Origin of the sequence: Sulfitobacter sp. BSw21498 (genome assembly GCF_006064855.1) — a bacterium.
GTDB lineage: Bacteria > Pseudomonadota > Alphaproteobacteria > Rhodobacterales > Rhodobacteraceae > Sulfitobacter.
This window is the reverse complement of sequence record NZ_CP040753.1, coordinates 2,100,756-2,125,798: the sequence shown is the minus strand read 5'-3', so window position 1 is coordinate 2,125,798 and position 25,043 is coordinate 2,100,756. Positions and strand designations below refer to the sequence as shown.

Annotated in this window: 28 protein-coding genes; 10 read left to right on the top strand and 18 right to left on the bottom strand. The window is 59.4% G+C overall.

Going from position 1 to position 25,043, the window contains the following annotated elements; genetic code table 11:
* The first annotated feature begins 17 nt into the window (after positions 1-17).
* The 5 genes from E5180_RS10305 (at position 18) to E5180_RS10285 (ending at position 3,172) form a co-directional block, all read left to right on the top strand.
* Positions 18-353 (top strand): hypothetical protein, encoded by a 336-nt coding sequence (locus E5180_RS10305; protein WP_138924302.1) that lies wholly within the window; start codon positions 18-20, stop codon positions 351-353.
* Positions 353-1,168, top strand: coding sequence for an FkbM family methyltransferase (locus E5180_RS10300; RefSeq protein WP_138924301.1), 816 nt, complete (start codon positions 353-355; stop codon positions 1,166-1,168). Before E5180_RS10305 ends, E5180_RS10300 begins: the two co-directional genes overlap by 1 nt.
* 53 nt (positions 1,169-1,221) lie before the next feature.
* The gene (locus E5180_RS10295; protein WP_093731349.1) at positions 1,222-2,001 is read left to right on the top strand and encodes a succinate dehydrogenase iron-sulfur subunit; all 780 of its coding nucleotides are present in this window, start codon (positions 1,222-1,224) and stop codon (positions 1,999-2,001) included.
* 61 nt (positions 2,002-2,062) lie between these two features.
* Positions 2,063-2,278: a hypothetical protein gene (locus tag E5180_RS10290; protein ID WP_138924300.1), complete on the top strand. Its 216-nt coding sequence runs from the start codon at positions 2,063-2,065 to the stop codon at positions 2,276-2,278.
* Positions 2,279-2,329: 51 nt separating this feature from the next.
* A complete protein-coding gene (locus E5180_RS10285; protein WP_138924299.1) occupies positions 2,330-3,172 on the top strand; it encodes an urea carboxylase-associated family protein in 843 nt (280 codons plus the stop codon).
* 80 nt (positions 3,173-3,252) lie between these two features.
* On the opposite strand, the gene deoD is transcribed toward E5180_RS10285, so the two are convergent.
* The 3 genes from deoD to E5180_RS10270 form a co-directional block, all read right to left on the bottom strand.
* Positions 3,253-3,963 carry a purine-nucleoside phosphorylase gene (gene deoD, locus E5180_RS10280; protein WP_138924298.1) on the bottom strand — a complete coding sequence of 237 codons (711 nt, stop codon included), beginning with the start codon at positions 3,961-3,963 and terminating at the stop codon, positions 3,253-3,255.
* Between the two features lie 81 nt (positions 3,964-4,044).
* Entirely contained in the window at positions 4,045-4,359 is a 315-nt protein-coding gene (locus E5180_RS10275) for an H-NS histone family protein (RefSeq protein ID WP_138924297.1), read from the bottom strand.
* Between the two features lie 84 nt (positions 4,360-4,443).
* On the bottom strand, positions 4,444-6,411 hold the full coding sequence (locus E5180_RS10270; protein WP_138924296.1) for a protein meaA: 1,968 nt from the start codon (positions 6,409-6,411) through the stop codon (positions 4,444-4,446).
* Positions 6,412-6,630: 219 nt separating this feature from the next.
* Between E5180_RS10270 and E5180_RS10265 the strand changes: the two genes are divergently transcribed.
* From E5180_RS10265 to E5180_RS10255, 3 genes are all read left to right on the top strand, one after another.
* Entirely contained in the window at positions 6,631-7,977 is a 1,347-nt protein-coding gene (locus tag E5180_RS10265) for a 1-acyl-sn-glycerol-3-phosphate acyltransferase (protein ID WP_138924295.1), read from the top strand.
* 152 nt (positions 7,978-8,129) lie between these two features.
* A complete protein-coding gene (gene ccrA / locus E5180_RS10260) occupies positions 8,130-9,410 on the top strand; it encodes a crotonyl-CoA carboxylase/reductase (protein ID WP_138924294.1) in 1,281 nt (426 codons plus the stop codon).
* Positions 9,411-9,578: 168 nt separating this feature from the next.
* Positions 9,579-11,117, top strand: coding sequence for an ATP-dependent DNA helicase (locus E5180_RS10255; protein WP_138924293.1), 1,539 nt, complete (start codon positions 9,579-9,581; stop codon positions 11,115-11,117).
* A gap of 32 nt (positions 11,118-11,149) precedes the next feature.
* On the opposite strand, the gene E5180_RS10250 is transcribed toward E5180_RS10255, so the two are convergent.
* From E5180_RS10250 to E5180_RS10195, 12 genes are all read right to left on the bottom strand, one after another.
* Positions 11,150-11,920 (bottom strand): TIGR02186 family protein, encoded by a 771-nt coding sequence (locus E5180_RS10250; RefSeq protein WP_138924292.1) that lies wholly within the window; start codon positions 11,918-11,920, stop codon positions 11,150-11,152.
* The gene (locus tag E5180_RS10245; protein WP_138924291.1) at positions 11,917-12,825 is read right to left on the bottom strand and encodes a sulfite exporter TauE/SafE family protein; all 909 of its coding nucleotides are present in this window, start codon (positions 12,823-12,825) and stop codon (positions 11,917-11,919) included. The genes E5180_RS10250 and E5180_RS10245 overlap by 4 nt, the downstream gene beginning before the upstream one ends.
* Before the next feature lie 79 nt (positions 12,826-12,904).
* Positions 12,905-13,873, bottom strand: coding sequence for an ABC transporter permease (locus E5180_RS10240; RefSeq protein WP_138924290.1), 969 nt, complete (start codon positions 13,871-13,873; stop codon positions 12,905-12,907).
* Positions 13,873-15,003 carry an ABC transporter permease gene (locus tag E5180_RS10235; RefSeq protein WP_138924289.1) on the bottom strand — a complete coding sequence of 377 codons (1,131 nt, stop codon included), beginning with the start codon at positions 15,001-15,003 and terminating at the stop codon, positions 13,873-13,875. Before E5180_RS10235 ends, E5180_RS10240 begins: the two co-directional genes overlap by 1 nt.
* Before the next feature lies 1 nt (position 15,004).
* Positions 15,005-16,633: an ABC transporter ATP-binding protein gene (locus E5180_RS10230; protein ID WP_138924288.1), complete on the bottom strand. Its 1,629-nt coding sequence runs from the start codon at positions 16,631-16,633 to the stop codon at positions 15,005-15,007.
* Positions 16,634-16,635: 2 nt separating this feature from the next.
* A complete protein-coding gene (locus tag E5180_RS10225; RefSeq protein ID WP_138924287.1) occupies positions 16,636-17,631 on the bottom strand; it encodes a BMP family lipoprotein in 996 nt (331 codons plus the stop codon).
* A 160-nt stretch (positions 17,632-17,791) separates the two neighbouring features.
* Positions 17,792-18,208, bottom strand: a complete 417-nt coding sequence (locus E5180_RS10220; RefSeq protein ID WP_138924286.1) for a GNAT family N-acetyltransferase — start codon at positions 18,206-18,208, stop codon at positions 17,792-17,794.
* The gene (gene tsaB, locus E5180_RS10215; RefSeq protein WP_138924285.1) at positions 18,205-18,861 is read right to left on the bottom strand and encodes a tRNA (adenosine(37)-N6)-threonylcarbamoyltransferase complex dimerization subunit type 1 TsaB; all 657 of its coding nucleotides are present in this window, start codon (positions 18,859-18,861) and stop codon (positions 18,205-18,207) included. The genes E5180_RS10220 and tsaB overlap by 4 nt, the downstream gene beginning before the upstream one ends.
* Complete coding sequence (locus tag E5180_RS10210) at positions 18,854-19,414, bottom strand: NifU family protein (RefSeq protein WP_138924284.1); 561 nt, start codon at positions 19,412-19,414, stop codon at positions 18,854-18,856. Before E5180_RS10210 ends, tsaB begins: the two co-directional genes overlap by 8 nt.
* A 98-nt stretch (positions 19,415-19,512) precedes the next feature.
* Positions 19,513-19,971 carry a universal stress protein gene (locus tag E5180_RS10205; RefSeq protein ID WP_093731331.1) on the bottom strand — a complete coding sequence of 153 codons (459 nt, stop codon included), beginning with the start codon at positions 19,969-19,971 and terminating at the stop codon, positions 19,513-19,515.
* A 32-nt stretch (positions 19,972-20,003) separates the two neighbouring features.
* Complete coding sequence (locus tag E5180_RS10200) at positions 20,004-20,870, bottom strand: branched-chain amino acid aminotransferase (RefSeq protein ID WP_138924283.1); 867 nt, start codon at positions 20,868-20,870, stop codon at positions 20,004-20,006.
* A 14-nt stretch (positions 20,871-20,884) separates the two neighbouring features.
* Complete coding sequence (locus E5180_RS10195; protein ID WP_093731329.1) at positions 20,885-21,121, bottom strand: hypothetical protein; 237 nt, start codon at positions 21,119-21,121, stop codon at positions 20,885-20,887.
* Positions 21,122-21,245: 124 nt separating this feature from the next.
* Between E5180_RS10195 and E5180_RS10190 the strand changes: the two genes are divergently transcribed.
* Both E5180_RS10190 and E5180_RS10185 read left to right on the top strand, forming a co-directional pair.
* Entirely contained in the window at positions 21,246-21,953 is a 708-nt protein-coding gene (locus tag E5180_RS10190) for a M48 family metallopeptidase (protein WP_093731328.1), read from the top strand.
* 9 nt (positions 21,954-21,962) lie between these two features.
* A complete protein-coding gene (locus tag E5180_RS10185) occupies positions 21,963-22,313 on the top strand; it encodes a YigZ family protein (RefSeq protein ID WP_138924282.1) in 351 nt (116 codons plus the stop codon).
* Between the two features lie 6 nt (positions 22,314-22,319).
* On the opposite strand, the gene trhA is transcribed toward E5180_RS10185, so the two are convergent.
* From trhA to rimO, 3 genes are all read right to left on the bottom strand, one after another.
* Positions 22,320-22,940 (bottom strand): PAQR family membrane homeostasis protein TrhA, encoded by a 621-nt coding sequence (gene trhA, locus E5180_RS10180; protein WP_138924281.1) that lies wholly within the window; start codon positions 22,938-22,940, stop codon positions 22,320-22,322.
* 124 nt (positions 22,941-23,064) lie between these two features.
* A complete protein-coding gene (locus E5180_RS10175) occupies positions 23,065-23,484 on the bottom strand; it encodes a hypothetical protein (protein WP_138924280.1) in 420 nt (139 codons plus the stop codon).
* A 173-nt stretch (positions 23,485-23,657) separates the two neighbouring features.
* Positions 23,658-25,028 (bottom strand): 30S ribosomal protein S12 methylthiotransferase RimO, encoded by a 1,371-nt coding sequence (rimO, locus tag E5180_RS10170; RefSeq protein WP_138924279.1) that lies wholly within the window; start codon positions 25,026-25,028, stop codon positions 23,658-23,660.
* Positions 25,029-25,043 lie beyond the last annotated feature (15 nt).

Genomic DNA, 25,043 nt, shown 5'->3' with positions numbered 1-25,043 from the left:
GGCGGAGGGCAGGCGACATGAAACAGTTTATCGCTATGACCATGATCCTGGCCGCGTCTGCTTGTGCGCAAGCAACGCAGCAGGTTGACAGCATCGGCCGCGAAGCCGCCAAAGGGGTCATCACCGAAACCCTTGCCACCCGCTTTCCGCAGGTGCCCAAGCAGCTGATTACGCCGTTTACCAATTGCATCGTCGACAACGCCGACGCCCTAGAGGTGCGCGTTTTCGCCAAATCCGCTGTGATCGGCGTGGATGATACAACCGTCGCCACTGTGCGCTCGGTTCTGTCGCGCCCCGAAACTGTGCAATGTCTGTCGCGCTCTGCCAGCGGCGTCCCGGGGCTTCTGGGCTAATGGGTCACCCGATTGCCACCTCAGATGCGGACGTCGTAGACGCGGGCCATATGGCCGATTTGCGCGCGCAATTTCGAGAGGGCGATACCCATGTGCGGACCCGTATCAAGTCGCAGCTTGGCCCCACAGAGGTTGAGTTTGCCGACATCCGGATGGTGGTGGACCCGCGCGACAATTACACCGAAACCTGCATCTGGCTGAACGAATACCCGCCCGAGATCAAATCGCTGGTCGCCTTGGTCGAACTGGTCGAAGATCGCAACGTGCTGGTCTTTGATATCGGTGCGAACTGCGGTGCGTATTCGATCCCGCTGGCCATGGCTTCGGGCGAAGGGTCGCGCGTCGTTGCGTTCGAACCCAACCCGCTGATGATTGGCCGCCTTGGAATGAACATCGCGCTGAACAATCTGACCGACAAAGTCCGCATCGAAGGCTGCGCTCTGTCCGACCGCGACGGCGAGGCGATGCTGAACTTCCGTGGCCACAACTACGGTCAGGCATCGCTGCTCCCGATCGAGGGTAAACAACAAAACGGCGGCGTGCTGGTGCCCACCCGGCCCCTGTCCGCCTTTACACACGCCGCACGGCACCACGACGCGGCGATCCTCAAGATTGACGTCGAGGGGGCCGAAGAAGTCGTGCTGAAGCCGATCCTCGCGCAGGGCAAATCCGGCGGCTGGCTGCCCGATGCGATCTTGATAGAGGTCCGCCACGCGGACCAATGGGGCACCGACTTGTGTGCAGAAATACTGGCCTGCGGGTACCGCCAAACCCTGCGCGCCGAAGGAAATGCGCTTTACATCCGAAAGACGTAAGCGCCAAAATTGTAACGAACTGGGCATCTGCCCGACAGACCAGGAGAAGCGATATGGTTCAACTCACGCTCCCCAAGAACTCCCGGATGACGACCGGTAAGACATGGCCGAAACCCGAAGGTGCCAAAAATCTGCGGCAGTTTCAGGTGTATCGCTGGAACCCCGATGACGGGAAAAACCCGGCGATCGACACGTATTTCGTCGATATGGATACCTGCGGCCCGATGATTCTGGACGCGCTGATCAAGATCAAGAACGAGATCGACCCGACGCTGACCTTCCGCCGGTCCTGCCGCGAGGGTATCTGCGGGTCTTGCGCAATGAACATCGACGGGATCAATACGCTTGCCTGTACCTATGGCGTGGACGAGGTGAACGGCGCGGTGAAAATCTATCCGCTGCCTCACATGCCCGTGGTCAAGGATCTCATCCCCGACTTGACGCACTTCTATGCGCAGCACGCATCGATCCAGCCGTGGCTTGAAACCAAGACAGCTGAACCCGCCAAGGAATGGAAGCAGTCAATCGATGACCGTGCCAAGCTGGACGGGCTCTATGAATGTATCATGTGCGCCTGCTGCTCGACATCCTGCCCCAGCTACTGGTGGAACGGCGACCGCTACCTCGGGCCAGCAGCATTGCTGCATGCCTACCGCTGGATCATCGACAGCCGCGATGAGGCCACAGGCGAACGTCTGGACGAACTTGAAGATCCGTTCAAACTGTACCGCTGCCACACCATCATGAACTGTGCCAAAACCTGCCCCAAGGGCCTGAACCCTGCCGCAGCCATTGCCAATATCAAAAAGATGATGGTCGAACGCACCGTTTGATCCCATCGCAACCCACGGCCCCCGCCGCCATTGGCGCGTGGGGCCGTGACAAGTGCCCCTTATGATCCTCATTGCCTTTGTTATCGCCTTTGCGATTGTCGCCTATTTTGCCTACCGCGATAAAGCGGTGCGCGGGTGCCGCTGGCGCAAGGACAGCAACCGCGACAAAGGCAGCCTTCAGTTCTATCACTGCGTTGCGTGCGGTGCCGAAGCCTATACCGGCACCAAAGGCCCGCCCCGCGACTGCAAGGCCAACGTTGGCGGCCGGCCGCTCTGATGTCGCGAAAGCTTGGCGCGGGATCGAACCCTAGCAGACAGGATACCCCCTATGACCATGCCCATCGATGCGGATGCCCGCCGCGCTGTCGCGCCCGTGATTTGCTACCCCGTTGAAACCCTGCCCGCGCCTGACATGGCACAATATGGCCGTGCGCGCGAAACGCTGACCAAGGTAGACGAGGCCCTGGTCGCACCCCACGACGCGCGCTGCTTTACCGTGCCCGCGGGGCATTTCTTTCGCATCACTTCAGTCGAAGGGCCGCAGGTCGGCGATTTGAACCTTTGGGCACGGCACGACCTGTCTGAACGGTTCTATTCCGGCAAGACGCGCGCGTTGCATGGCACGCATATCACCACAGGCCAGCGTATGTGGTCCAGCTTTCCTACGCTGCGCCCCATGGCGACCCTGACCCATGATACGCTGGATTGGTACGGTATCGATGATTTTGGCGGCTCTGTGCATGATGTGATCGGCACGCGTTGCGATCCTTATACCAACCAGCTTTTATCCGGCGGGCAGTATCACCATTGCTGCCATTCAAACCTGATCCGCGCATTGGCGGACCATCAGGGTATATCCTACGCCGAAGCAGAGCCGTTTGTGCATGATGTGCTGAACGTCTTTATGTGCACCGGCTTTACCCGTGATACCGGCCAGTATTTCATGAAGGCCAGTCCGGTGCGCCCCGATGATTACCTCGAGTTTTTTGCCGAGATCGACCTGCTCGGCGCGCTCAGCGCTTGTCCGGGCGGCGACTGTTCGTCGAAGCATTCGGCCGATACCGCCGCTTGCTATCCGCTGCTGGTAGAGGTTTTTGCCCCCGCAAGTGGCACGCTTGACGGCTGGCAAAGCCCGCAGCCTAACGGATACGACCGCAGCCACGGGGGCTGAGGGCTAGGGTCGACACCGGCCTGATAATTCAAAATGGCAATAAATCCCCCGCGGAGCGTCCGACGGGGGATCAAGACGCATCAGCTGTTCGGGAACGCCGCCTGCAGCGCGATCTCTACCATATCGCCAAACGACTTCTCACGCTCTTCCGCAGGCAGCGCCTCACCGGTTTGCAAGTGGTCGCTAACGGTCAGCACAGCCAGCGCACGGCGCTTGTGACGCGCGGCAAGCGTATAGAGTTCAGCTGCTTCCATCTCGACGCCCAGAATGCCGTGGCGGGTCATCTGTTCGTCCAGATCAGGGCGTTCGGCATAGAATACATCCGAGGAATAGATCCCGCCGACATGTGTTTTTGTGCCTTTTGCTTCGGCAGCATTCACAGCGGCACGCAGCAGGGACCAATCGGCGCAAGGGGCGTAATTCATCTCGCGGAAGATACCGGAAGACGGCGAGGTAATTGTCGTCGCCGTCATGGCAATAATCACATCGCGAATGCCAACTTGCGGTTGCATCCCGCCACAAGAGCCAATCCGAATTAGGGTTTGTGCGTTGAATTCGGAAATCAATTCATTGGCATAAATCGAGAGCGACGGCATCCCCATGCCCGAGCCTTGAATCGTGACGCGGTTGCCATTCCATGTGCCCGTGAAACCCAACATGCCGCGGACTTCATTCACAAGTTTTGCATCTTTAAGAAATGTTTCCGCCGCCCATTTCGCGCGATAGGGGTCGCCCGGCATGAGAACTGTTTCCGCGATGTCGCCGGGTTTTGCGCCGATATGAATTGTCATAGGATGCTCGTCTATTTCCAAAGCCAAGAGGATGCGCCGCGGGGGCACGGACATCGCAAGGGGTGCGATGTCCAAGTTTACTTACAGTTCCAGGGATTCCGGTGCTGTGCCATTGGAAACAAGATTGCGGAACCAGTTGGGCTGACGGCCTTTGCCGGTCCATGTCTGGCTAGGATCTTCGGGGTTGGCGTATTTCGCGGCAGCTTTTGCAGCTTTGCCCTTTTTCGCGCCGCTGGAAACTTCGTCCAGTGAAAAGCCGTATTCGGCGGCTGCTTTTTCAGCTGCTTTGCGGGCTTCTACACGGTCGCGTTCATATGCGTTTTTAATCGCCATCTTCACGTCTTCCAAATGCTGTTCAAGCTCTTTGTGGGACATTGTGCTCAGATCAATACTCATTTCGCTCATTCCTTTGTCGAAAAGCCATTCGTTGCTTTACTCCAAAAGAATGAACAAAAAAAGTATTTATTGAATAAGCGGCTTTTATTCCGCGGCCACTGTTTCAGGATCGGCCAGTGTGACGATGTCTGCCATAATCGTATTCAATTCAAAGTCCTTCGGCGTGTAAACGCGGGCAACACCCATGGCGCGCAATCTTTTGGCGTCTTCTTCTGGAATAATTCCACCTACGATTACGGGAATATGCGCCAATCCGGCGTCACGCATTTGTTTCATCAAATCCTCGACCAATGGAATATGCGATCCCGAAAGAATGGAAAGTCCGACGACGTGATGCTCTCCCTCCAGGGCGGCGGAAACAATTTCGGACGGGGTAAGCCGAATACCCTCGTAGGCGATTTCCATACCGCAATCGCGTGCGCGCACGGCGATCTGTTCGGCACCGTTGGAATGGCCGTCCAGCCCCGGCTTGCCCACCAGAAAGCTCAGGCGGCGGCCCAGACGGGTGCTTACGGCGTCAACGGCGTCGCGCAGATCGTCCAGCCCTTCGGTCTTGTTCGACCGGCCTGATGCGACACCTGTGGGCCCGCGGTATTCCCCGTGGACGCTACGCATCTGTTCCGCCCATTCGCCCGTTGTGACGCCCGCTTTGGCGGCTGCGATCGACGGCTCCATGACGTTGCGACCTTCGGCGGCGGCGGCGCGCAGATCGGCAAGGGCTTTGTCTACGGCCGCTTGATCGCGGCTGTCGCGCCATGCATTCAGACGGTTGATCTGGTCTGCCTCAACCGCGGGGTCCACGACCATGATGCCACCATCGCCGGTCATCAACGGCGAGGGTTCGCCCTGCTGCCACTTGTTGACGCCCACCACGATCGTCTCGCCCGCTTCGATGCGGCCCAGACGGTCGGCGTTGCTTTCGACCAGACGCGACTTCATGTAGTCAATCGCGGAAATTGCGCCGCCCATGTCGTCAAGGTTGGCAAGCTCGGCCCGTGCGCCTTCTTTCAGCGCTTCGACTTTGCGGTCCACAGCGGGGTTGCCGTCGAACAGGTCGTCGAACTCAAGCAGGTCGGTTTCGTAGGCCATGATTTGCTGCATCCGCATTGACCACTGCTGGTCCCACGGGCGTGGCAGGCCAAGCGCTTCGTTCCAGGCGGGCAACTGCACGGCGCGGGCGCGAGCGTTCTTTGACAGGGTCACCGCCAGCATCTCGATCAGGATACGGTAGACGTTGTTTTCGGGCTGTTGTTCGGTCAGTCCCAGCGAATTCACCTGCACACCATAGCGGAAGCGCCGGTATTTGGGGTCCTCGACGCCGTAGCGTTCAAGGCAAATCTCGTCCCACAGATCACCAAAGGCGCGCATCTTGCACATCTCGGTGACGAAACGGATGCCGGCATTCACAAAGAAGGAGATCCGGCCAACGAGTTTCGGAAAATCTTCTTCGGGGACGCGGGGGCGCAGAGCGTCCAGCACGGCGGTCGCAGTGGCAAGGGCAAAGGCCAGTTCTTGCTCGGGCGTCGCGCCGGCTTCTTGCAGGTGGTAGGAACAGACGTTCATCGGGTTCCATTTGGGCACGTTTGTATAGCAGTATTCGGCCACATCCGCGATCATCTTGAGCGACGGGGCAGGCGGGCAGATATAGGTGCCGCGCGACAGGTATTCCTTGATCAGGTCGTTTTGTACGGTGCCTTGCAGCTTAGACACGTCCGCGCCCTGTTCCTCGGCCGCGGCGATATACAGCGCCAGCAGCCATGGGGCAGTGGCATTGATCGTCATCGACGTGTTCATCTGTTCAAGCGGGATGTCCTTGAACAGGCTGCGCATGTCGCCCAAATGGCCCACGGGCACGCCCACCTTGCCGACTTCGCCGCGCGACAGGATGTGGTCGCTGTCATAGCCAGTCTGTGTGGGCAGATCAAAAGCGACCGACAGGCCGGTTTGCCCTTTCAAAAGGTTTGCGCGGTACAGCGCATTGGATGCCTCGGCGGTAGAGTGTCCGGCATAGGTGCGGATCAGCCAGGGGCGGTCTTTTTGCGGTTGCGACATGGGGCGGCCTTTCGTGAATCGAATGGGTAATATTATTGCGCTGGTCGATTGATACGTGAAATAATCGGGCGCTGTCAATTCGCTGCATCGCGGCATGGCACCTAAAGGCTTCGCGCTGCCTTAGGCGGCGGCGGGTATGGCGTTCTTTCGGGTCTTCTTAACGCAGCGCATTTTGCTTTTGTGTTGCCCAGACTGTGCGCCTCCTGCAAGGGTTGGGCAATGACGCAAACTATTGAACTTCCCGTTTGGCTTTTCGCCGTGATCCTGCTTTTCGCCGCGGTGACCGCGCTGAGCCACTTTTTACTGCCCTCGGTCAGGTGGTTTTTTCGCAGACGGCTGGAAAAGGCTGTCGCGCAGTTGAACACACGGCTGACCCGCCCAATCGAGCCGTTCAAGCTCGCGCGGCGTCACGATATGATCCAGCGGCTGATTTATGATCCGCAGATCAGTCAGGCCATCGTGGATCACGCCCGCGCCAACGGCATCCCTGAAAACGTCGCGTCAGAACAGGCGCGACGCTATGCCCGCGAAATTGTCCCGAGCTTTAGCGCCTTTGCCTATTTCAGCTTTGGCATCCGGCTGGCGCGGTTTCTGGCGAACGCGCTTTACGATGTGCGCACGGGTACCCAAAATGACGCCGTGATCGAAGGTATTCCGTCAGACGCCACGGTCATCTTTATCATGAACCACCGAAGCAATATGGATTACGTGCTGGTCACCTACCTCGCGGGGGAGGCATCCGCGCTGAGCTATGCCGTGGGGGAATGGGCGCGGGTCTGGCCCCTAAGCCGGTTGATCCGGTCAATGGGGGCCTATTTCATCCGGCGCAAATCGCGCGGTGCGCTGTATCGCAAGGTGCTGGCGCGCTATGTGCAGATGGCGACCGAAGGCGGCGTGACCCAAGCGATCTTCCCCGAAGGCGGGCTGAGCCTGAATGGCAAGCTGATGCCGCCCAAGATGGGGTTGCTCGGCTATGTACTGGAGGCCGACCTGAAAGACCGCGATGTCGTTTTTGTGCCCGTGGCGATCAACTATGACCGGGTACTGGAGGATCGCGTCCTGATCTCGGCGGATGAGGCGGGCACGCGGCGGTTCGACGCGCAAATCTCGGTCATTCTGAAGTTCATTGTGCGCAAGGTCTGGCTGCGTATGCGCGGCAAGTTCCTGCGCTTCGGAGAGGCCGTGGTGGTGTTTGGCACGCCGGTGCATCTGCGCGACTATGGCAGCACCCCCGATGTCGACGGGATCGCGCAGGACCTGATGGGCCGGATCGAACACGAGATGCCGCTGCTGTTTGTACCCTTGCTGGCACGGGTGTTGTTGTTGGCGGAAGTGCCGCTGGACGGTGTGGCGCTTGAACAAGAGATGGCCCATATGGCAGCCCTTGCTCCGGTCAATACATTTGAAGGGGACGAAGGGTTTGGCACCAATGTGGTCAAGGCACGCCAACATCTGTTGCAACGCGGGATAATCACAGCGGTAGAGCGGGGATATCGGCCTGCTGACAGTCAGCGGTCGGTGCTGCGCTTCTATGCGAACTCGATCGCGCATTTCTTTGATCGATAGGTCAAACAGGTGAAATTGCTGCGACTGCAAAGTCATAAAGTTACAATTGGAGGGCAATTGGTGTTGCATTGTTGCGTCAAGGATCATATTCCACCTGTAGACGCCGCGATTCTGCACTGCGGCACAAACCTATTCTGACTGTGGAGACCGACATGGCCTTGGACACGAATATCGCGCAATATGACGCTCCGGAAAAAGACCTTTACGAAATCGGGGAAATTCCTCCGATGGGCTATGTTCCCAAGCAGATGTACGCATGGACCATCCGCAAGGAACGTCACGGGAATCCCAATACGGCGATGCTCGAAGAAGTCGTGGACGTGCCGACGCTCGACAGTAACGAAGTGCTTGTCCTCGTGATGGCAGCGGGTGTGAACTATAACGGTGTCTGGGCTGCGTTGGGCAAACCGATTAGCCCGTTTGACGGGCACAAGCAGCCCTTCCACATCGCGGGCTCTGATGCGTCCGGTATCGTCTGGGCCGTCGGTGACAAGGTTAAGCGCTGGAAGATCGGCGACGAGGTCGTGATCCACTGCAACCAGGATGACGGCGACGACGAAGAGTGCAACGGCGGCGATCCGATGTATTCCCCGAGCCAGCGCATCTGGGGCTACGAGACACCCGACGGGTCGTTTGCACAGTTCACCAACGTTCAGGCGCAGCAGCTTATGCCACGCCCCAAGCACCTGACATGGGAAGAGGCGGCGTGCTACACGCTGACGCTGGCCACTGCGTACCGGATGCTGTTTGGCCACGAGCCGCACGATCTGAAACCTGGTCAGAACGTTCTGGTCTGGGGCGCATCGGGTGGTCTGGGGTCTTATGCGATCCAGTTGATCAATACCGCAGGTGCCAATGCGATCGGTGTGATTTCGGACGAATCCAAGCGTGACTTTGTGATGGATCTGGGCGCCAAAGGCGTGTTGAACCGCAAGGACTTCAACTGCTGGGGCCAGATGCCCACCGTGAACACGCCCGAATACGCCGCGTGGTTCAAAGAGGCGCGCAAATTCGGTGCCGCAATCTGGGAGATCACCGGCAAGGGTGTGAACGTCGATATGGTGTTTGAACACCCCGGCGAGGCGACATTCCCTGTATCCACCTTTGTCTGCAAAAAGGGCGGCATGGTCGTGATCTGCGCGGGGACCTCGGGCTTTAACCTGACGTTCGACGTGCGCTATATGTGGATGCACCAGAAGCGCTTGCAGGGCAGCCACTTTGCCCACCTCAAGCAGGCGTCGGCGGCGAACAAGCTGATGGTCGAACGCCGTCTTGATCCATGCATGTCCGAAGTGTTCACTTGGGCCGATCTGCCTGACGCGCACATGAAGATGCTGGCAAACGAACACAAGCCCGGCAACATGTCGGTGCTGGTGCAGTCGCCTAAAACCGGCCTGCGCACTCTCGAAGACGCGCTGGACGCGAAAAAATAATCAGACAGCTCATTTCGCGGGGGCACTGACCAGACACCCGTGCGCCGCATCCCGGCGTGCGGGTGTTTTGCGTTTCGGGCCTCGCAGGGACGTTGTGGCGCAAGCTGAATGTGCGAATAACCGTGATGCCATCTGGCCCCCGGCGCGGCGCTCAACTAGGGTCGCGCCATGACAGTACCTGCCCTTACCTATTCCGACGATCAGGCCGCTGCTTTTGATAGCGTAGCCGAAATGTTGCGCCATGCGGGCATTGATCTTGATGACAACTTGCTGATGCCGCCTGCGGGCGGTGCAGATCAGGTGCTGGCGGTGACCGGCAAGGCGGGGTCGGGCAAGACTCTGCTGCTGGCAGAGCTGTACAAGGCATTGGAAAACGCGGGCGTCGACATCGTGTCGGGTGACTATGAACGCAAAAAGAAAGACAAGCGCACGCTGGCGATCCTCGCGCCCACCAACAAGGCGGCATCGGTCCTGCGTTTGCGCGGTGTGCCGGCGACCACGATCCACCGTATCCTCTATACCCCTGTGTATGACCCCGAATATGAACGCATCGCAGAGTGGCTGGCAGGCAACGGCGACCGTCCGGTGATTGAGGGGATGAACGAGATTGCGTTGGATAGGGCACTGGCGTTCTATCAGAAAAACAAATCAATCCCCGGCGCATTGGCTGCAGCGGGGCTGCGCGGCAGTGATTTCATCACCGGATGGAAACGCCGCGAAGAACCGCTCGACATCGGTTTCGTCGATGAAAGCTCTATGCTGGATGACAAGCAGTTCGAGGATCTAAAAGAGATTTTCCCGACGCTACTGCTATTTGGCGATCCGGCACAGCTGGCCCCCGTGGGGCAGTCCGGCACGATGGTGTTCGAAAAACTACCCAAAGAACGCGTGTTGAACCTGAGCCGTATCCACCGGCAGAAGGCCGACAACCCGATCCTTGATCTGGCGCACGCGCTTGCCGATCCGGCGCTGACATTCGAGCAGTTCGAACGCATGATCGAAGACGCGTCAAAGAAAGATGACCGCGTGGTCTGGGGCCAGCGGGTAGAGGTTGACCTGATGGCGCGTTCGCCTGTGCTGGTCTGGCGCAATGCGACGCGCATCCGGCTGATCAACGCATTCCGGGCGGTTTATGGGGCGCCAGAAGACGCCCTATTGGAAGGCGAGCCGCTGATTTGTGACGGGATCGAGCTGCCACTGAAACACCGCAAGAAACGGCTGGACCTCGAAGCACGAGGCCTGATCAAAGGCGCGCAGGTCGTCTATCTGGGCAATGGTCGCAAGCCGGGTTTCAGCCGCCTGCATGTGATGGGGGCCGAAGACCCTCAGATCTCTGCCGCGTCCATCGTAAAGATCGAAAAACCGGACGAGGAAGAGCCGTTCATCCCCTTTGCCGCGCGCATGGGGGCCACGTTCTTGCACGGGGCTGCCGTCACCATCCACAAGGCGCAGGGCAGCCAGTGGGATACAGTGCAGGTGTTTGCACCCGATCTGTTCGCAGCGGCGCGTATGGGCCGGTCTGAGGCGGGGCAACCCCTGTGGAAGCGCCTTGCCTATGTGGCGATCACCCGTGCGCAGGAGCGCCTGATTTGGGTGGTGCGTAACCGTCTGTCGAAACCGTCGGGCGTGTTGCGAGTAGATGACTTGCGTGCAGCCCCTGCGGCACCGCTCAGCCTTGATGTGCAGACGGATGACCCCGCCGCATAAAGGCTGGTTTTGGCTGCTCCCTGCACCGCCACTTAGCGGCGCAGCGCACCAAAGATGGCAGATGCACCCCATCCTGCGGCAATAGCGATGGCGAGTGACATCAGCCCGTATAGCAGCGCGTTTTCACGCGACATGTTGTAAAGCCAACGTTCCAACCCGACCTTGCGCACGTCGATTAACGTCCCGTATTGGGCCACGACCGATCCGCCACGGGTCAGGAAAATGCGGGTATTATAGTCGCCCTCTATCAATGATGCGGGCAGCTGTACCGTCGCCCGGAACAGGGTTTGTTCGTCAACGCTCACGCCTGCTTCGTCCAGCTGGTACTGGTTTGCGTTGCTGCGGATACGGATCAGCGCGTCTGAAAAGGCGGCGGAATCCTCGATATCCATCGGGGCCCCGACAGATCGGATGGCACGGGGCACAGAGATTTTGTAGCGCAGGTCTTCGGTGCGGCTCAGGACGTCTTGGAGTGGGCCGCTGGTGGCGACGGCGTAGAAGCTGGGGGCGCGGTCCACCTCTACGGCAGCGGTGTTAATCCAGATGCCAAAAGTCTTTTCCTTGCGCCGGACTGTCACGGGGGCAGACGGGCCCGAAACGGTAACCACGACCTCAAGCTCGGGGCCCTCTGGGATAGGCTCCTCGCGTTTAACCGCGCCAAAAATGATGATCTCGGACCCGTTAAAGTTGGTCGAGATAGATACTTCGCTTTGGTTCAGCCCCAAAACGATTGCCTCTTCGGCGAGCGCAGAGAACGCGATGCAGGTCAGGACTGCAGCGATTAAAGCACGCCAACGGATCATGATTTGAACCCGATGGAGTAAAGTTCAGCCGGTTGCAACAGCAGGTCCAGCGCCAGCTTGCCGCAGACGATCAGCACCAAAAGCGCCAACAGGATGCGCAGCTGTTCCGCCTTGAGCTTGGTCCCAAGGGTAGTGCCGAACTGTGCGCCGATGACGCCACCGATCAGCAGCAGCACGGCCAGCACGATATCGACGGTATAGTTGGTGGTGGCATGTAACATCGTGGTAAATGCTGCGACAAAGATGATCTGGAACAGCGACGTGCCGACAACGACTTTGGTCGGCATCCCCAGCAGATAGATCATCGCGGGCACCATGATAAAGCCGCCGCCAACGCCCATGATCGCGGCCAGAAGCCCGACAAAGGCCCCGACCAGCAGTGGTGGAATGACCGAGATATAAAGCCCCGTAACCCGAAAGCGCATCTTGAATGGCAGCTTTTGTATCCACGTGTGTTTCTTGCGCGGGGGGCGTTTTCCGGTGCGTGTCTTGTACATCGCGTTCAGCGATTCAATCAACATCAGCCCGCCGATGATCCCAAGGAAAACGACGTAGCAAAGGTTTACCAGCAGATCGACCTGGCCCAGCGATTTGAGGTAGTTAAAGATCGTGACACCAGCCGCAGCCCCGACCAGACCGCCCGCCAGCAAGACGCTGCCCATGCGCAGATCAACCGTCTTGCGTTTAAGATGCACCAACAGCGCCGAAAACGACGACGCCACAATCTGGTTCGCGCCTGTGGCCACGGCCACCGCTGGGGGGATGCCGATAAAAAACAGCAGGGGCGTGATCAGAAACCCGCCTCCGACGCCGAACATGCCGGATAGAACGCCCACAATCCCGCCCAACCCCAAAAGGAGGAACGCGTTGACCGACAATTCGGCGATGGGCAGATAAATTTGCATAGACGCAGTTAGTCCGATCGAAAGGTTGAAATCAATCGCGGATGCTGCGCCGCCGCAATTTGCAACGGCGCAACGAGAGTTAGCGTTCTTTCACGTAGGGCTCGCCACCGGCACGCGGCGGGATCGCCTTGCCGACGAAGCCCGCCAGAATGATCACGGTCATCACATAGGGAAGGGCCGCGAGCAACTGCCCCTGAACCTTGAAGTTCACCAGCGCCTCGATCACGTCGGGGCGGGTTTCAAGCGCACCGAACAGGCCGAACAGCAGCGTCGCCCATAGCGCGTACCACGGGCGCCATTTCGCAAAGATCAGCGCCGCCAATGCGATATAGCCACGGCCTGCGGACATGTCCTTGATAAAGCCGGCCTGAAGCGCTGTGCTAAGATACGCGCCCGCAACGCCGCAAAGCACGCCGCAGATCAACACCGCCGCATAGCGCAGGCCAACGACGGAAACCCCCGCCGTATCGACTGCCGCAGGGTTTTCACCCACCGCGCGCAGGCGCAGGCCGAAACGTGTACGATAGAGCAGCCACCACGTCGCAGGCACCGCAAGGAACGCCATATAGACAAGGATCGAGTGACCCGAGATCAGCTCGGCGTAGAGCGGTCCGATGATGGGTGTTTGAGCAATGTCGTCAGCGAAAGGCAGGGTGATCGGGCTGAACCGCGCCCCGCCGATCAGCGACGGCGTACGCCCGCCTTGCTGGAACCAGTCTTGCGCGATCAGAACGGTCAGCCCCGCCGCGAGAAAGTTGATCGCAACGCCTGAAATCAGCTGGTTGCCCCGAAAGGTAATCGATGCAAGCCCGTGCAGCAGGCTCAGCGCCATCGACGCCGCGATCCCCGCCAACAGCCCCAGCCAGACGTTACCCGTCAGTGACGCCACTGCCGCCGAAAAGAATGCCGCCGCCAGCATCTTGCCATCAAGGCCGATGTCGAAAATGCCTGCACGTTCTGAAAACAGACCGGCAAGGCACGCCAGCAGCAATGGTGTCGCAAGGCGCACGGTGCTGTCGAACAGTTGGATGAGCGTGATGTAATCCATTATTCCGCTGGCTCCACCGGTTTGCGTTCAGGCTTGGGGGCGCGTGCGGCGCGCAGCGCCAAAAAGATTTTCTCGAGCGGCATACGCACCATATTGTCCAATGCGCCGGTAAAGAGGATCACCAGCGCCTGGATCACGACGATCAACTCGCGCGGGATCGAGGTCCAGAGCGCCAGTTCCGCGCCGCCCTGATAGAGGAACCCGAACAGGATCGCGGCAAGGAACACGCCCAAAGGATGGCTACGCCCCATCAGTGCAACAGCGATGCCGATAAAGCCCGCGCCTTCCGTGGCGTTCAAGACCAGCCGTTCGGCTTCGCCCATGACGTTGTTAATCGCCATCATCCCCGCCAGACCACCCGAGATGGTCATCGCGATCATGGTGATCTTGACCGGAGAGATACCGGCGTATTTCGCAGCCGATTCCGAATGGCCATAGGCGCGGATTTCATAGCCAAGCCGCGTGCGCCAGATCAGCACCCACAAGAAGATACAGGCCGCAACCGCCACCAAAAGCGAGATATTGGCCGGTGCCGCCTTGGAAAATTCGATCCCGAGCGGGGCCAGAAGATCGTGCAACGTTGGCAGTTTTGTCGCGTCAGGAAAGCGGGCGGTCGCAGGGTCCATGCTGCCTTGAGGGCGCAGCATGTTGACCAGAATATAGTTCAGTGCCGCGGCGGCAATAAAGTTGAACATGATCGTTGTGATCACGATATGGCTGCCGCGCTTGGCTTGCAGGAACGCGGGGATCGCGGCCCATGCGGCACCAAAGACAGCCGCCATCGCAGTGGCACCAAAAAGCGCCAGCGACCAGTGGGGCCACGGGATATACAAACAGGCGAGCGCCACACCCAAACCGCCCAGCATTGCCTGACCTTCGCCGCCGATATTGAACAGCCGCGCATGAAAGGCGATGGCGACGCACAGGCCGGTGAACATAAAGTTGGTGGCGTAATACAGCGTATAGCCCCACCCATAGGTGCTGCCCAAAGCGCCGGTTACCATCAGTTTAACGGCGGCAACGGGGTCTTCACCGATGCCCAGAATGACCAGCGCCGACAGGATCGCTGCCAGCAAAAGCGATATCAAAGGCACGAGGACGACCTCGGCCCATTTTGGCATTACGTCCATGTCACACTTCCTTATGCGGATCGCCGCCCGCATGGGCCAGATTGTCTTCGATTTCGTCGATGGAATGGGGCGCATCGGTATCGGTGATGCCGGCCATCAACAAGCCCAGTTCTTTTTCATCGGTCTTGCTGGCGTCGCGAATGCCCATGACCTGACCGTCGAACATGACGGCAACCCGATCGCTCAGCGCCAGAATTTCCTCCAGCTCGACCGACACCAGCAGGATCGCCTTGCCCTGATCGCGCAGGGCGACAATCTGTTCGTGGATGAATTCGATCGCACCGATGTCGACGCCACGGGTCGGTTGACCGATCAGCAGCAGGTCCGGGTTGCGTTCGATCTCGCGGGCCAGAACAATCTTTTGCTGGTTGCCGCCCGAAAAGTTCTTGGCCGCCAGTTTGGGGTTGGGGGGGCGCACGTCGAAACGTTCCATCTTTTCGACAGTGTCCGCTTTGATCGCCGCGTTGTCCATCAGCAGGCCGCTGCGATAGGCGGGGTCTTTGTGATAGCCGAAAGCGGTGTTTTCCCACGCCTGATAGTCCATGATCAGACCTTCGCGCTGGCGGTCTTCGGGGACGTGGGCGATGCCATGATTGCGGCGCGACTGGCCGTCGGATTTATTGCCGGTGAGGTCCAGCGCCGTGCCATTGACGCGCACGCTGCCCTTGCCGGGCCGGTAGCCGCCCAGAACCTCCAGCAGTTCGGATTGCCCGTTGCCAGCCACGCCAGCGACGCCAAGGATTTCGCCCGCACGGACTTGCAGATCAATGCCGCGCAGACGCTCTACGCCTTTTTCATCAACGACGCGCAACCCTTCGATATCCAGAATGACAGGGCCGGGGGCGGCGGGTTTTTTGTCCACACGCAGCAGGACCTTGCGGCCGACCATCAGCTCGGCCAGTTCGGCGGGCGAGGTCTCGGCGGTTTTGACGGTGGCGGTCATCTGGCCACGGCGCATGACGGATACGGTGTCGGTCGTTTCCATGATCTCGCGCAGCTTGTGGGTGATCAGGATGATCGTCTTTCCCTCAGAGCGCAGACGCCCGAGGATGCGGAACAATTGATCCGCTTCGGCAGGGGTCAACACGCCGGTGGGTTCATCCAGAATGAGAATATCTGCCTGACGATACAGCGCCTTGAGGATCTCTACGCGTTGCTGCATGCCCACGCCGATGTCTTGTACCAGCGCATCGGGATCGACCTTGAGCCCGTAATCATCCGCCAGTTTCAACAGCGACTTGCGCGCCTTGGCGAGCGACGGTTTCAGCAGCCGTCCGTCTTCGGCCCCCAGAATGATATTTTCCAGAACCGTAAAATTTTCAACCAGTTTAAAGTGCTGGAACACCATCCCGATGCCTGCGGCAATCGCGGCCTGGCTGTCAGGGATATCGGTCTTTTTGCCGGCGATAAAAATGTCGCCTTTGTCCGCTTTGTAGAATCCGTAAAGGATCGACATCAGCGTCGATTTGCCCGCACCGTTTTCACCGATAATCCCGTGGATTGTACCGGGCATGACGCGGATAGAGATGTCTTTGTTGGCCTGTACCGGACCAAAGGCCTTGGAAATGCCTTTCAGCTCGATCGCCGGAGCGGCAGTTTCCTGCCGCTCCGTCTGTGTTGGAGTGCTCACGCTTAGAAGCTCAGGCTCGGGCAGCTGTCGTCGGACATGTAATCATGTACCTCAAGCGACCCGTCCGCGATCTTGGCCGAAGCTTCGTCGACAGCGGCTTGCATTTCAGCTGTGATAAGCGGCTTGTTGTGTTCGTCGATCGCAACGCCCACGCCTTTGTTGCCCACGCCCATGACGTTAAAGCCTTTTTCCATGCCGGGGCCGTCGGACATCGCGTCATACACAGCGTTATCCACGCGTTTGATCATCGAGGTCAGGACCTTGCCTGCGTGCAGGTGGTTTTGGTTGCTGTCCACGCCGATCGACAGGATGTCTTCGTCAGCGGCGGTTTGCAGAACGCCGACGCCTGTGCCGCCAGCAGCCGCATACACAACGTCAGCACCTTGGCTGATTTGCGCTTTGGTCAGTTCGGACCCTTTTACGGGGTCGTTCCATGCAGCAGGAGTCGAACCGGTCATGTTCGAGATCACGGTCGCGTCGGGGTTCACGGCCAGAACACCTTGGGCATAGCCACAGGCGAATTTGCGGATCAGGGGGATATCCATGCCGCCAATAAAGCCGACCGTGTTGGATTCGGACGCCATCGCCGCCATCATGCCAACCAGATAGGACCCTTCGTGCTCGTTGAAGACCACGGAACGAACGTTCGGCGCATCGACAACCATGTCGATGATGACGAAATCGGTGTCGGGGTAATCGCCGGCCACTTGACCAAGGGCATCACCAAAGGCAAAGCCGGTCATCACGATGGGGTTGGAGCCCGCTTCGGCGAAACGGCGTAGGGCCTGTTCACGCTGCGCTTCGGACTGCAGTTCAATCTCGCGGAAGCTTTCGCCGGTTTCTTCGGCCCAGCGTTGCGCGCCGGCAAAGGCGGCTTCGTTGAAGGATTTGTCGAATTTGCCGCCAAGGTCGAAGATCAGGGCAGGTTCGGCCAAAGCAGCACCGGCGCTAAGCGCGGTTGCCGCAGCGGCGCCGAGGAATTTGGTCATAAGGGTCATGGAATGTCTCCCGGTTTATTGTGTTGGGGCGCAAGCAAGGAGCCTTTGCCCGGTCGCAGGTCCGCACTTGTGCACGGCTCCGTTGATCAGATGTACGATACTGCGTAGCCCATGGGTGGGGTCAACCGGATTCTCAAGCGAGGGCAGATGATATTGCGCGTTAACCCTGCGTAAAGCATCGCGAAAGGATCAACGCATCAACTGGCGGCGTATCTTTACGCAGATAATACCCGCGTCGGCTGGCCGTTTGGCTAAACCCCGCCGCCGTATAAAGCGCGATGGCGGCAGCGTTATCTGCGGCGACCTCAAGAAAGGCGGTTTCTGCCCGCCCCTCGAGCCCGTCCAGCCAGCGTTGCAACAGCCTGCGGCCAATGCCCTGACGCTGTGCCGCGGGATCAACGGCGAGGGTCAAAAGCTCTGCTTCGCCCGCAATCAGGCGGGTCAGGGCAAAGCCGTGCGGCTCTGCCAGATGATCCACAAAGGGGGAGCTTAGCAGATCAGCAAACTCTTGCGCGCCCCAGCTGCGGTCATGGATGAAAGCGGCAGCATGGATCTGCGCCATGGTTTGCGGGGTCATGCAAGGATCGTTGGCGGCTTGTCGCGGGCGGGGGCGGCATCGGCCGGGCGCAGATATAGCGGAGCAGGGCGCGGGTTTTGCGTGCCCAAGCGGGCCCTCGCGATATGCGCCGTCGCCTCTGCCACGGGGCTGCGCGGGGGTAGGGCGGTGCCATTGCACAGCGCTGCGATCAGGTCAGCCTGATGCCCCACACAGATAGGGTCGGCACGCGATGGCACTGCGGGCAAATTATCAAGGCTGCACATCACCGGTTCGCGGTCGTCCATGGTGCCGAATACCTGCACGAACAGCTTGTCCTGACGGGCATCGATGCTGCTGATGACCACACCGTCATGCCCATAGGCCAGCGCCTGCAAATGCGACACGCCAATCGCGGACACCCCAAGTCCAAGCGCCAGCCCGCGTGCGGCGGAGACGGCGATGCGGATGCCCGTGAAATTCCCCGGCCCGACGCCGACGCCGATCGCGGTCAGATCGCCATAGGTCACATCCGCGCTGGTCAGAACCTCGGCGCAAAGGCCAAGCAGACGTTCGCCCTGGCCCTTGCTCATGGGTTCCTGAACGCTGGCTATGATCTGGTCGTCTGACAGCAAAGCGGCCGCACAATGTGCGGCCGATGTATCAAACGCCAGGATAAGAGGCGTCTTAGGCAACCGGGCGTACCTCGGTCACTTCGGGGATGTAGTGACGCAGTAGGTTTTCAATGCCCATTTTCAGCGTCAATGTGGACGATGGGCAGCCAGCGCAGGCCCCTTGCATATGAAGGTATACAACACCGCGCTCAAAGCCGTGGAAAGTAATATCGCCGCCATCTTGGGCAACAGCAGGGCGCACGCGGCTGTCCAGCAGTTCCTTGATCTGGCCCACGATCGCACCGTCTTCGCCGGTGTGTTCTGCGTGGCCCGATGCGTGGTCATGGCCCTTTTCCATCACGGTCTGGCCGGATTGGAAATGCTCCATGATCGCGCCAAGCAGGGCGGGTTTCAGGTGGTCCCACTCGATCCCGTCGGCCTTGGTGATGGTCACGAAATCAGTGCCAAAGAACACGCCGGTCACACCTTCGACGGCGAACAGACGCGTGGCCAAGGGCGATGCGCTTGCTGCTCCGGGGGCGGGGAAATCGGCAGTGCCCATTTCCAGCACGGTCTGACCGGGCAGGAATTTCAACGTTGCGGGGTTGGGCGTGGATTCGGTCTGAATAAACATCACATGCTCCTCAAAGGGTTGATGCAGATATGCGACTTGAATGCGGCCAAGTCAAGGTTTGGAACGATTCTAAGTTGGCGGAGGCTTGCCGTGCCGCCTTAGGTAATCATCTCTAGGCGCTCTTTGCTCATGTCGCCGGGAACGATCGTAATCGGTACCGGCAGCGAGCCTGCGTTGCGCGACAGCTGGGTGACCAAGGGGCCGGGGCCGGATTTCTTATCCGTACCCGCGCCGAGCACCAGCACGCCGACTTGGGGGTCTTCGTCCAGCTGGTTGATGATCTCGTCCACGATCACACCTTCGCGAATGACCAAAGTGGGTTCCACGTTCAGCCGGTCCCGCATCCATTTCGCGAAGACCTCGAAATGCACCTCGATCCGTTCGCGGGCCTCGTCACGCATGACCTCGGCCACACCAATCCAGTGGTTGAATTCATCCGGCGGGATGACCGATAGCACAACGACGCCGCCGCCAGAGTTGGACGCCCGCATCGCGGCAAATCGCATGGCATTCAGGCATTCGCGGCTGTCATCCAGCACGACCATAAATTTACGCATAGCTTTCTCCTGCAAAGCAGCGGGGCGCGGGATCAGCCACGGTCAGAGGCCGCCCAATCCCAATACATCTCGCGCACGCGGCGGGTCATGGGGCCGATGTCGTACTGGGTGTCATCAAAGGCCTTTACCGGCGTGACCTTCATCATGTTGCCGGACAAGAACACCTCGTCTGCGGCGTGAAAATCATCAAAGCTCAGGACGGTTTCGTGCACCTTGATCCCGTCGGCGCGCATGTTCGCCATGTGCCGTGCGCGTGTGATACCTGCCAGAAACGTGCCGTTGGGGATCGGGGTGAAAACCTCGCCATCCTTGACCATAAACACGTTGGCAGAGGCCGATTCCGCAACATTGCCCATCGCGTCAGCCACCAGCGCGTTGCCAAACCCTTTGGAGCGCGCCTCGACCATCATACGCGCGTTATTCGGATACAGACATCCCGCCTTGGCGTTTACCACGTTATCTTCGAGCACGGGACGCCGGAAACGAGTCCGCGTGAGGGTGGTGGCTGCATCGGGTGCGGCCATGGGGATCTGTTCAAGGCTGATGGCGAAACCGGTCGCGTCCTTCAGTGGCACGATGCCCAATTCATCGCCCGCCAGCGCCCAGTACATCGGACGGATATAGACGGCGGCGTCCTTGGGGTAGCTTTTCAGACCTTCGCGCACCATCTCGATCATATCGTCTGTCTCGACCGTGGGGGTGATCATCAGCGCCTTGGCAGACCGGTTGATCCGGGCGCAGTGGGCCTCCAGATCCGGGCTCAGTCCGTCGAACAGGCGGGCGCCGTCGAACACGGTCGTGCCCAGCCATGCGCCGTGGTCAGCGGCCTTGATGACAGAGATGTCGCCCTCGTGCCAACTGCCTTCGAAGTACGTCTTGATATGTGTGCCGGTGGCCATTTTCTTTCCTTTAACTACCGCTTGGGCGCGGTGCGGTAGATGCCTTCGGGCAGGTTCAGCGCAGCTGTCAGATCATTCAGCTGCTCTGGCGAGAGGCTGATTTTGGAAACAGAGTTTGTGCGCGGGTCCCACTGCTCGATTGTGATGACGCTGGCAAAAGCCTGCACCGTCACGTCTTCACGCAAGGGTGCTTTGCCTTCGTCGATCAGCGTGATCACACTGGCATCGAATTCGTGTTCAATCGTAAACATGCCGGCACAGTATTCTTTCGGCGGTCCAATGCAAGAGCAGCACTGCACCGTCTGTTCAAATCAGCGCTGCCACGTTAAACCAGTGGTAGTTCTATTCGGTGCCCTTTTGAGGATACGTTACGTAATGTTGAGATACTGTTTTGCTCTGGCCGCAGTGGCATTCATCGCCGCGTGTGAACCGACAACACTGTCGGGACCTGTCACCACCCAACCTGATCAGGGGCAACCCGCAGGCTTTTCGGCCAATGAATCGGCACGCAGCTTTATCCGCGTGTTGCGAACCGTCGAACCCGTCGCGGAACGCGAATGTCGGACGCGCACGTCGCAAGTCAATTGCGATTTCAACATTGTGGTAGACGACCGTCCGGGCCAGCCTGCCAACGCCTATCAGACCGAAGACAAGGCGGGGCGTCCCGTTATTGCCTTTACCCTCGCGCTGATTGCGGATGCGCGGAACGAGGACGAGCTCGCCTTTGTCATGGGGCACGAAGCCGCCCACCACATCGAAGGCCATATTGCGCGCCAGCAACAAAACGCGGTGGCCGGTGCGGTGATTTTTGCCGGTCTTGCGACACTCAGCGGTGGCGATCCGACTGCGGTCGAATCGGCGCAACGACTTGGGGCACAGGTGGGGGCGCGGCGATATTCAAAGGATTTCGAGCTTGAGGCAGATGCTTTGGGCACCATCATCACCGCGCGTGCCGGCTATAATCCGCTGCGGGGGGCCGAATTCTTTACCCGTATCCCTGATCCCGGCGACCGTTTCCTCGGAACTCACCCGCCCAACGCGTCGCGTCTGGATACGGTGCGCCGAACAGCGGCAGGGATGTAACGACACTTGATGCGGCAGCTTGGCCAGATACTTTCGGACCGCGGGTCCAAGTATGCCGTGTCGGGCTGCCCCGCATCTGATCGCGCTGCGGTGGATGCTGCGCTGAAAGAGCTTAAGCGCGATAAAAGCTATGCCAAAGCGACCCATAACACCTGGGCGGTGCTGCTGTCAGACGGCGGCCCGCTAAAAGGCGATGACGGGGAATCCGGTGCGGGGATGGTCATCATCCGCATGTTGGAGCGCGAAGGTCTGAAAGATCATCTGATCGTGGTCACCCGCTGGTATGGCGGCAAACATCTCGGCGGCGACCGTTTTCGCCATGTGCAATCCTGTGTGCGCGCCTATCTGGATGCAGCCTAAGGCGGGCTACAGGCTGATAGAGATCGCTGCGAAAAAGCAGATGGACGCTGTCAGCACGAAGCTGTGCCAGATTGCATTCTGAAAACGCATGCCGGGGTGGGCAAAAATCACGGTCCCCAGCGAATAGATCAGCCCGCCAGCGCCAATCAACGTCAGCGCCATAGGGGGCAGGCTTTGCCACATCGGCCAGACCAGCAGCACAGACAGCCACCCCATGCCAAGGTACAGATACAGCGACGCTTTGGATTCCGTGCTCCAGAACGACAGTTTGGCGATGGCCCCGATAATGGCAAGCGCCCAGACGACCGCAAGAATGCCATAGGCGAAACCCGTCCCAATCAACATGACGAGAGGGGTGTAGGTGCCCGCGATCTTGAAATAGATCGCCGCATGGTCGATCCGCCCCAACAGGGCACGGGGGCGGTCAAAGGGCACAAGATGGTAAATCGCAGATGCCAGAAGCGACATGACGAAGCAGGCCGCATAGACCAGCGTCGGCGTAAGCGCACCCCCCTGACCCGCGACATCGGTGGTCAGTAAGATCGTTGCGGGTATGGCGAACCCCAAACCCAGCACGTGGATCGTGCCGTCGGCGAGGGTGTCAGCGGTGGGGTGCGGATAAGCCATGAAACAAATCTAGCACTGGATTATGTCATTCCAATATCCGATTTCACCTAAATCACGTCACTTTGGTATCACGCCCTATCCAATGGTATAGGCACCGCCACAAGACGATTGGCTTGCAGCCGGATCAACGGGGTTTGTTTCCGTCGATCCAGCGTGACATCATCGTCTTGTCGCGAAAACATTCCTGCGGGATATCGCGCCGCTTTAGCCGCGCGATGCGTTCGGCAAAGGCAACCTGCTTTGACGACGGGTACTGCGAAAACGGCCCTTCGACCGGCTTGGGCTTGTGGGCATCGATCCATTCAGACAATGCGGCGCGGTTCTTTTGCACCTGCTTTGGCACCGGCGCGCCGGTCTTGAGGCTTAGCGACGCAGCGTAGTGCATCTGCTTTTCCGTTGGCGGCAATGTTGCGCGCGCGTCGCGGGCGGAATCTTCTGTCTGGGCAGGTACGGCCCCTTGGCCGGGATCGAACATGCCGGGAAACTGCGGTTGGTAGGACATCGTGTGGACCCCCTTGTTCTGGTTGGAACATATATAGAACATCGTTGATGCTTTTTCAAGAGCAACGCTCTTTCCGCGCTGTTACATGTCTATATGTAGGGCGATGTTGTTGGCTGTCCACAATATAGGGTGCGGTCGCGGTGGGGTATAGCAACGCCAACAGGAACGCCAAAGCGCTTCGCCTGTTCCAATCGTGTAGGGATAAGCGCGGTGGCCTAGACCACGCGCCCCCAAAGATCGTATTCGCCGGCTTCTTCGACTTCGACGGTCACGATCTGGCCAACGCTCAGGTTTTCAAAGCCTTCGTCGATGAACAGGTTGCCGTCAATCTCTGGCGCGTCGGCCTTGGTGCGGCAGGTGGCGGCCTCGTCATCGATCTCGTCGATGATCACATCCATGCGGCGGCCGACCTTGGCTTCAAGCTTGGCGGCAGAGATGGCCTGCGCCTTCTCCATAAAGCGGTTCCAGCGGTCCTGCTTAATCTCGTCCGGCACGTGATCCGGCAATGCGTTCGACCGCGCCCCAGCGACGTTCTCGTATTGAAAGCAGCCCACACGATCAAGCTGTGCCTCGTCGAGCCAGTCCAGAAGGGTCTGGAATTCGGCCTCGGTCTCGCCCGGATAGCCGACGATGAAAGTCGACCGCAGGGTAATGTCGGGGCAGGTGTCGCGCCACGCGGCGATTTCATCCAGCGTTTTCGCCGCAGCCGCAGGGCGGGCCATGCGTTTGAGCACATCGGGATGTGCGTGCTGGAACGGAATATCGAGATAGGGCAACACCAAGCCTTCGGCCATCAAGGGAATGAGGTTGCGTACATGGGGGTAGGGGTAGACGTAATGCAGCCGTACCCATGCCCCAAGCGAGCCCAGATCACGCGCCAGATCGGTGATATGCGCGCGGTGACCGCGGTCTTCGGCGTGTTTGATATCGACGCCGTAAGCCGAGGTATCCTGTGAGATCACCAGCAGCTCGTTCACGCCGTTCTGCACCAGCTTTTCAGCCTCGCGCAGGATCGCGTGCGCAGGGCGTGACTGCAGGCGGCCCCGCATGTCGGGGATGATGCAGAACTTGCACTTGTGGTTACAGCCTTCGGAAATCTTCAGGTAGCTGTAGTGGCGCGGCGTCAGGCTGACGGCTTGCGCTGGCAGCAGGTCAATAAACGGATCGGGCGACGGCGGCACGGCCATATGCACGGCGTCCAGCACTTGTTCGTATTGGTGCGGGCCAGTGACGGCCAGAATGCGGGGGTGATGTTCGCGGATATAATCCGGCTCGGCCCCAAGGCAGCCGGTCACGATCACCTTGCCGTTTTCCTTCAACGCCTCGCCGATGGCATCAAGGCTTTCGGCCTTGGCGGAATCAAGGAACCCGCAGGTATTTACGATCACCGCATCTGCGCCGGCATAATCGGGCGACACGCCGTAGCCTTCGGCACGCAGGCGCGTCAAAATCCGTTCGCTGTCGACAAGCGCCTTGGGGCAGCCAAGCGATACCATGCCGATGGTCGGCTGGCCGGGGCGGGACGGATTGCTGATCTGTGCTTTGGGCGCAAGATCGGGGCGTAGATTTGGTGGGTTTGTGCTCATGAACTGCGCTATAAG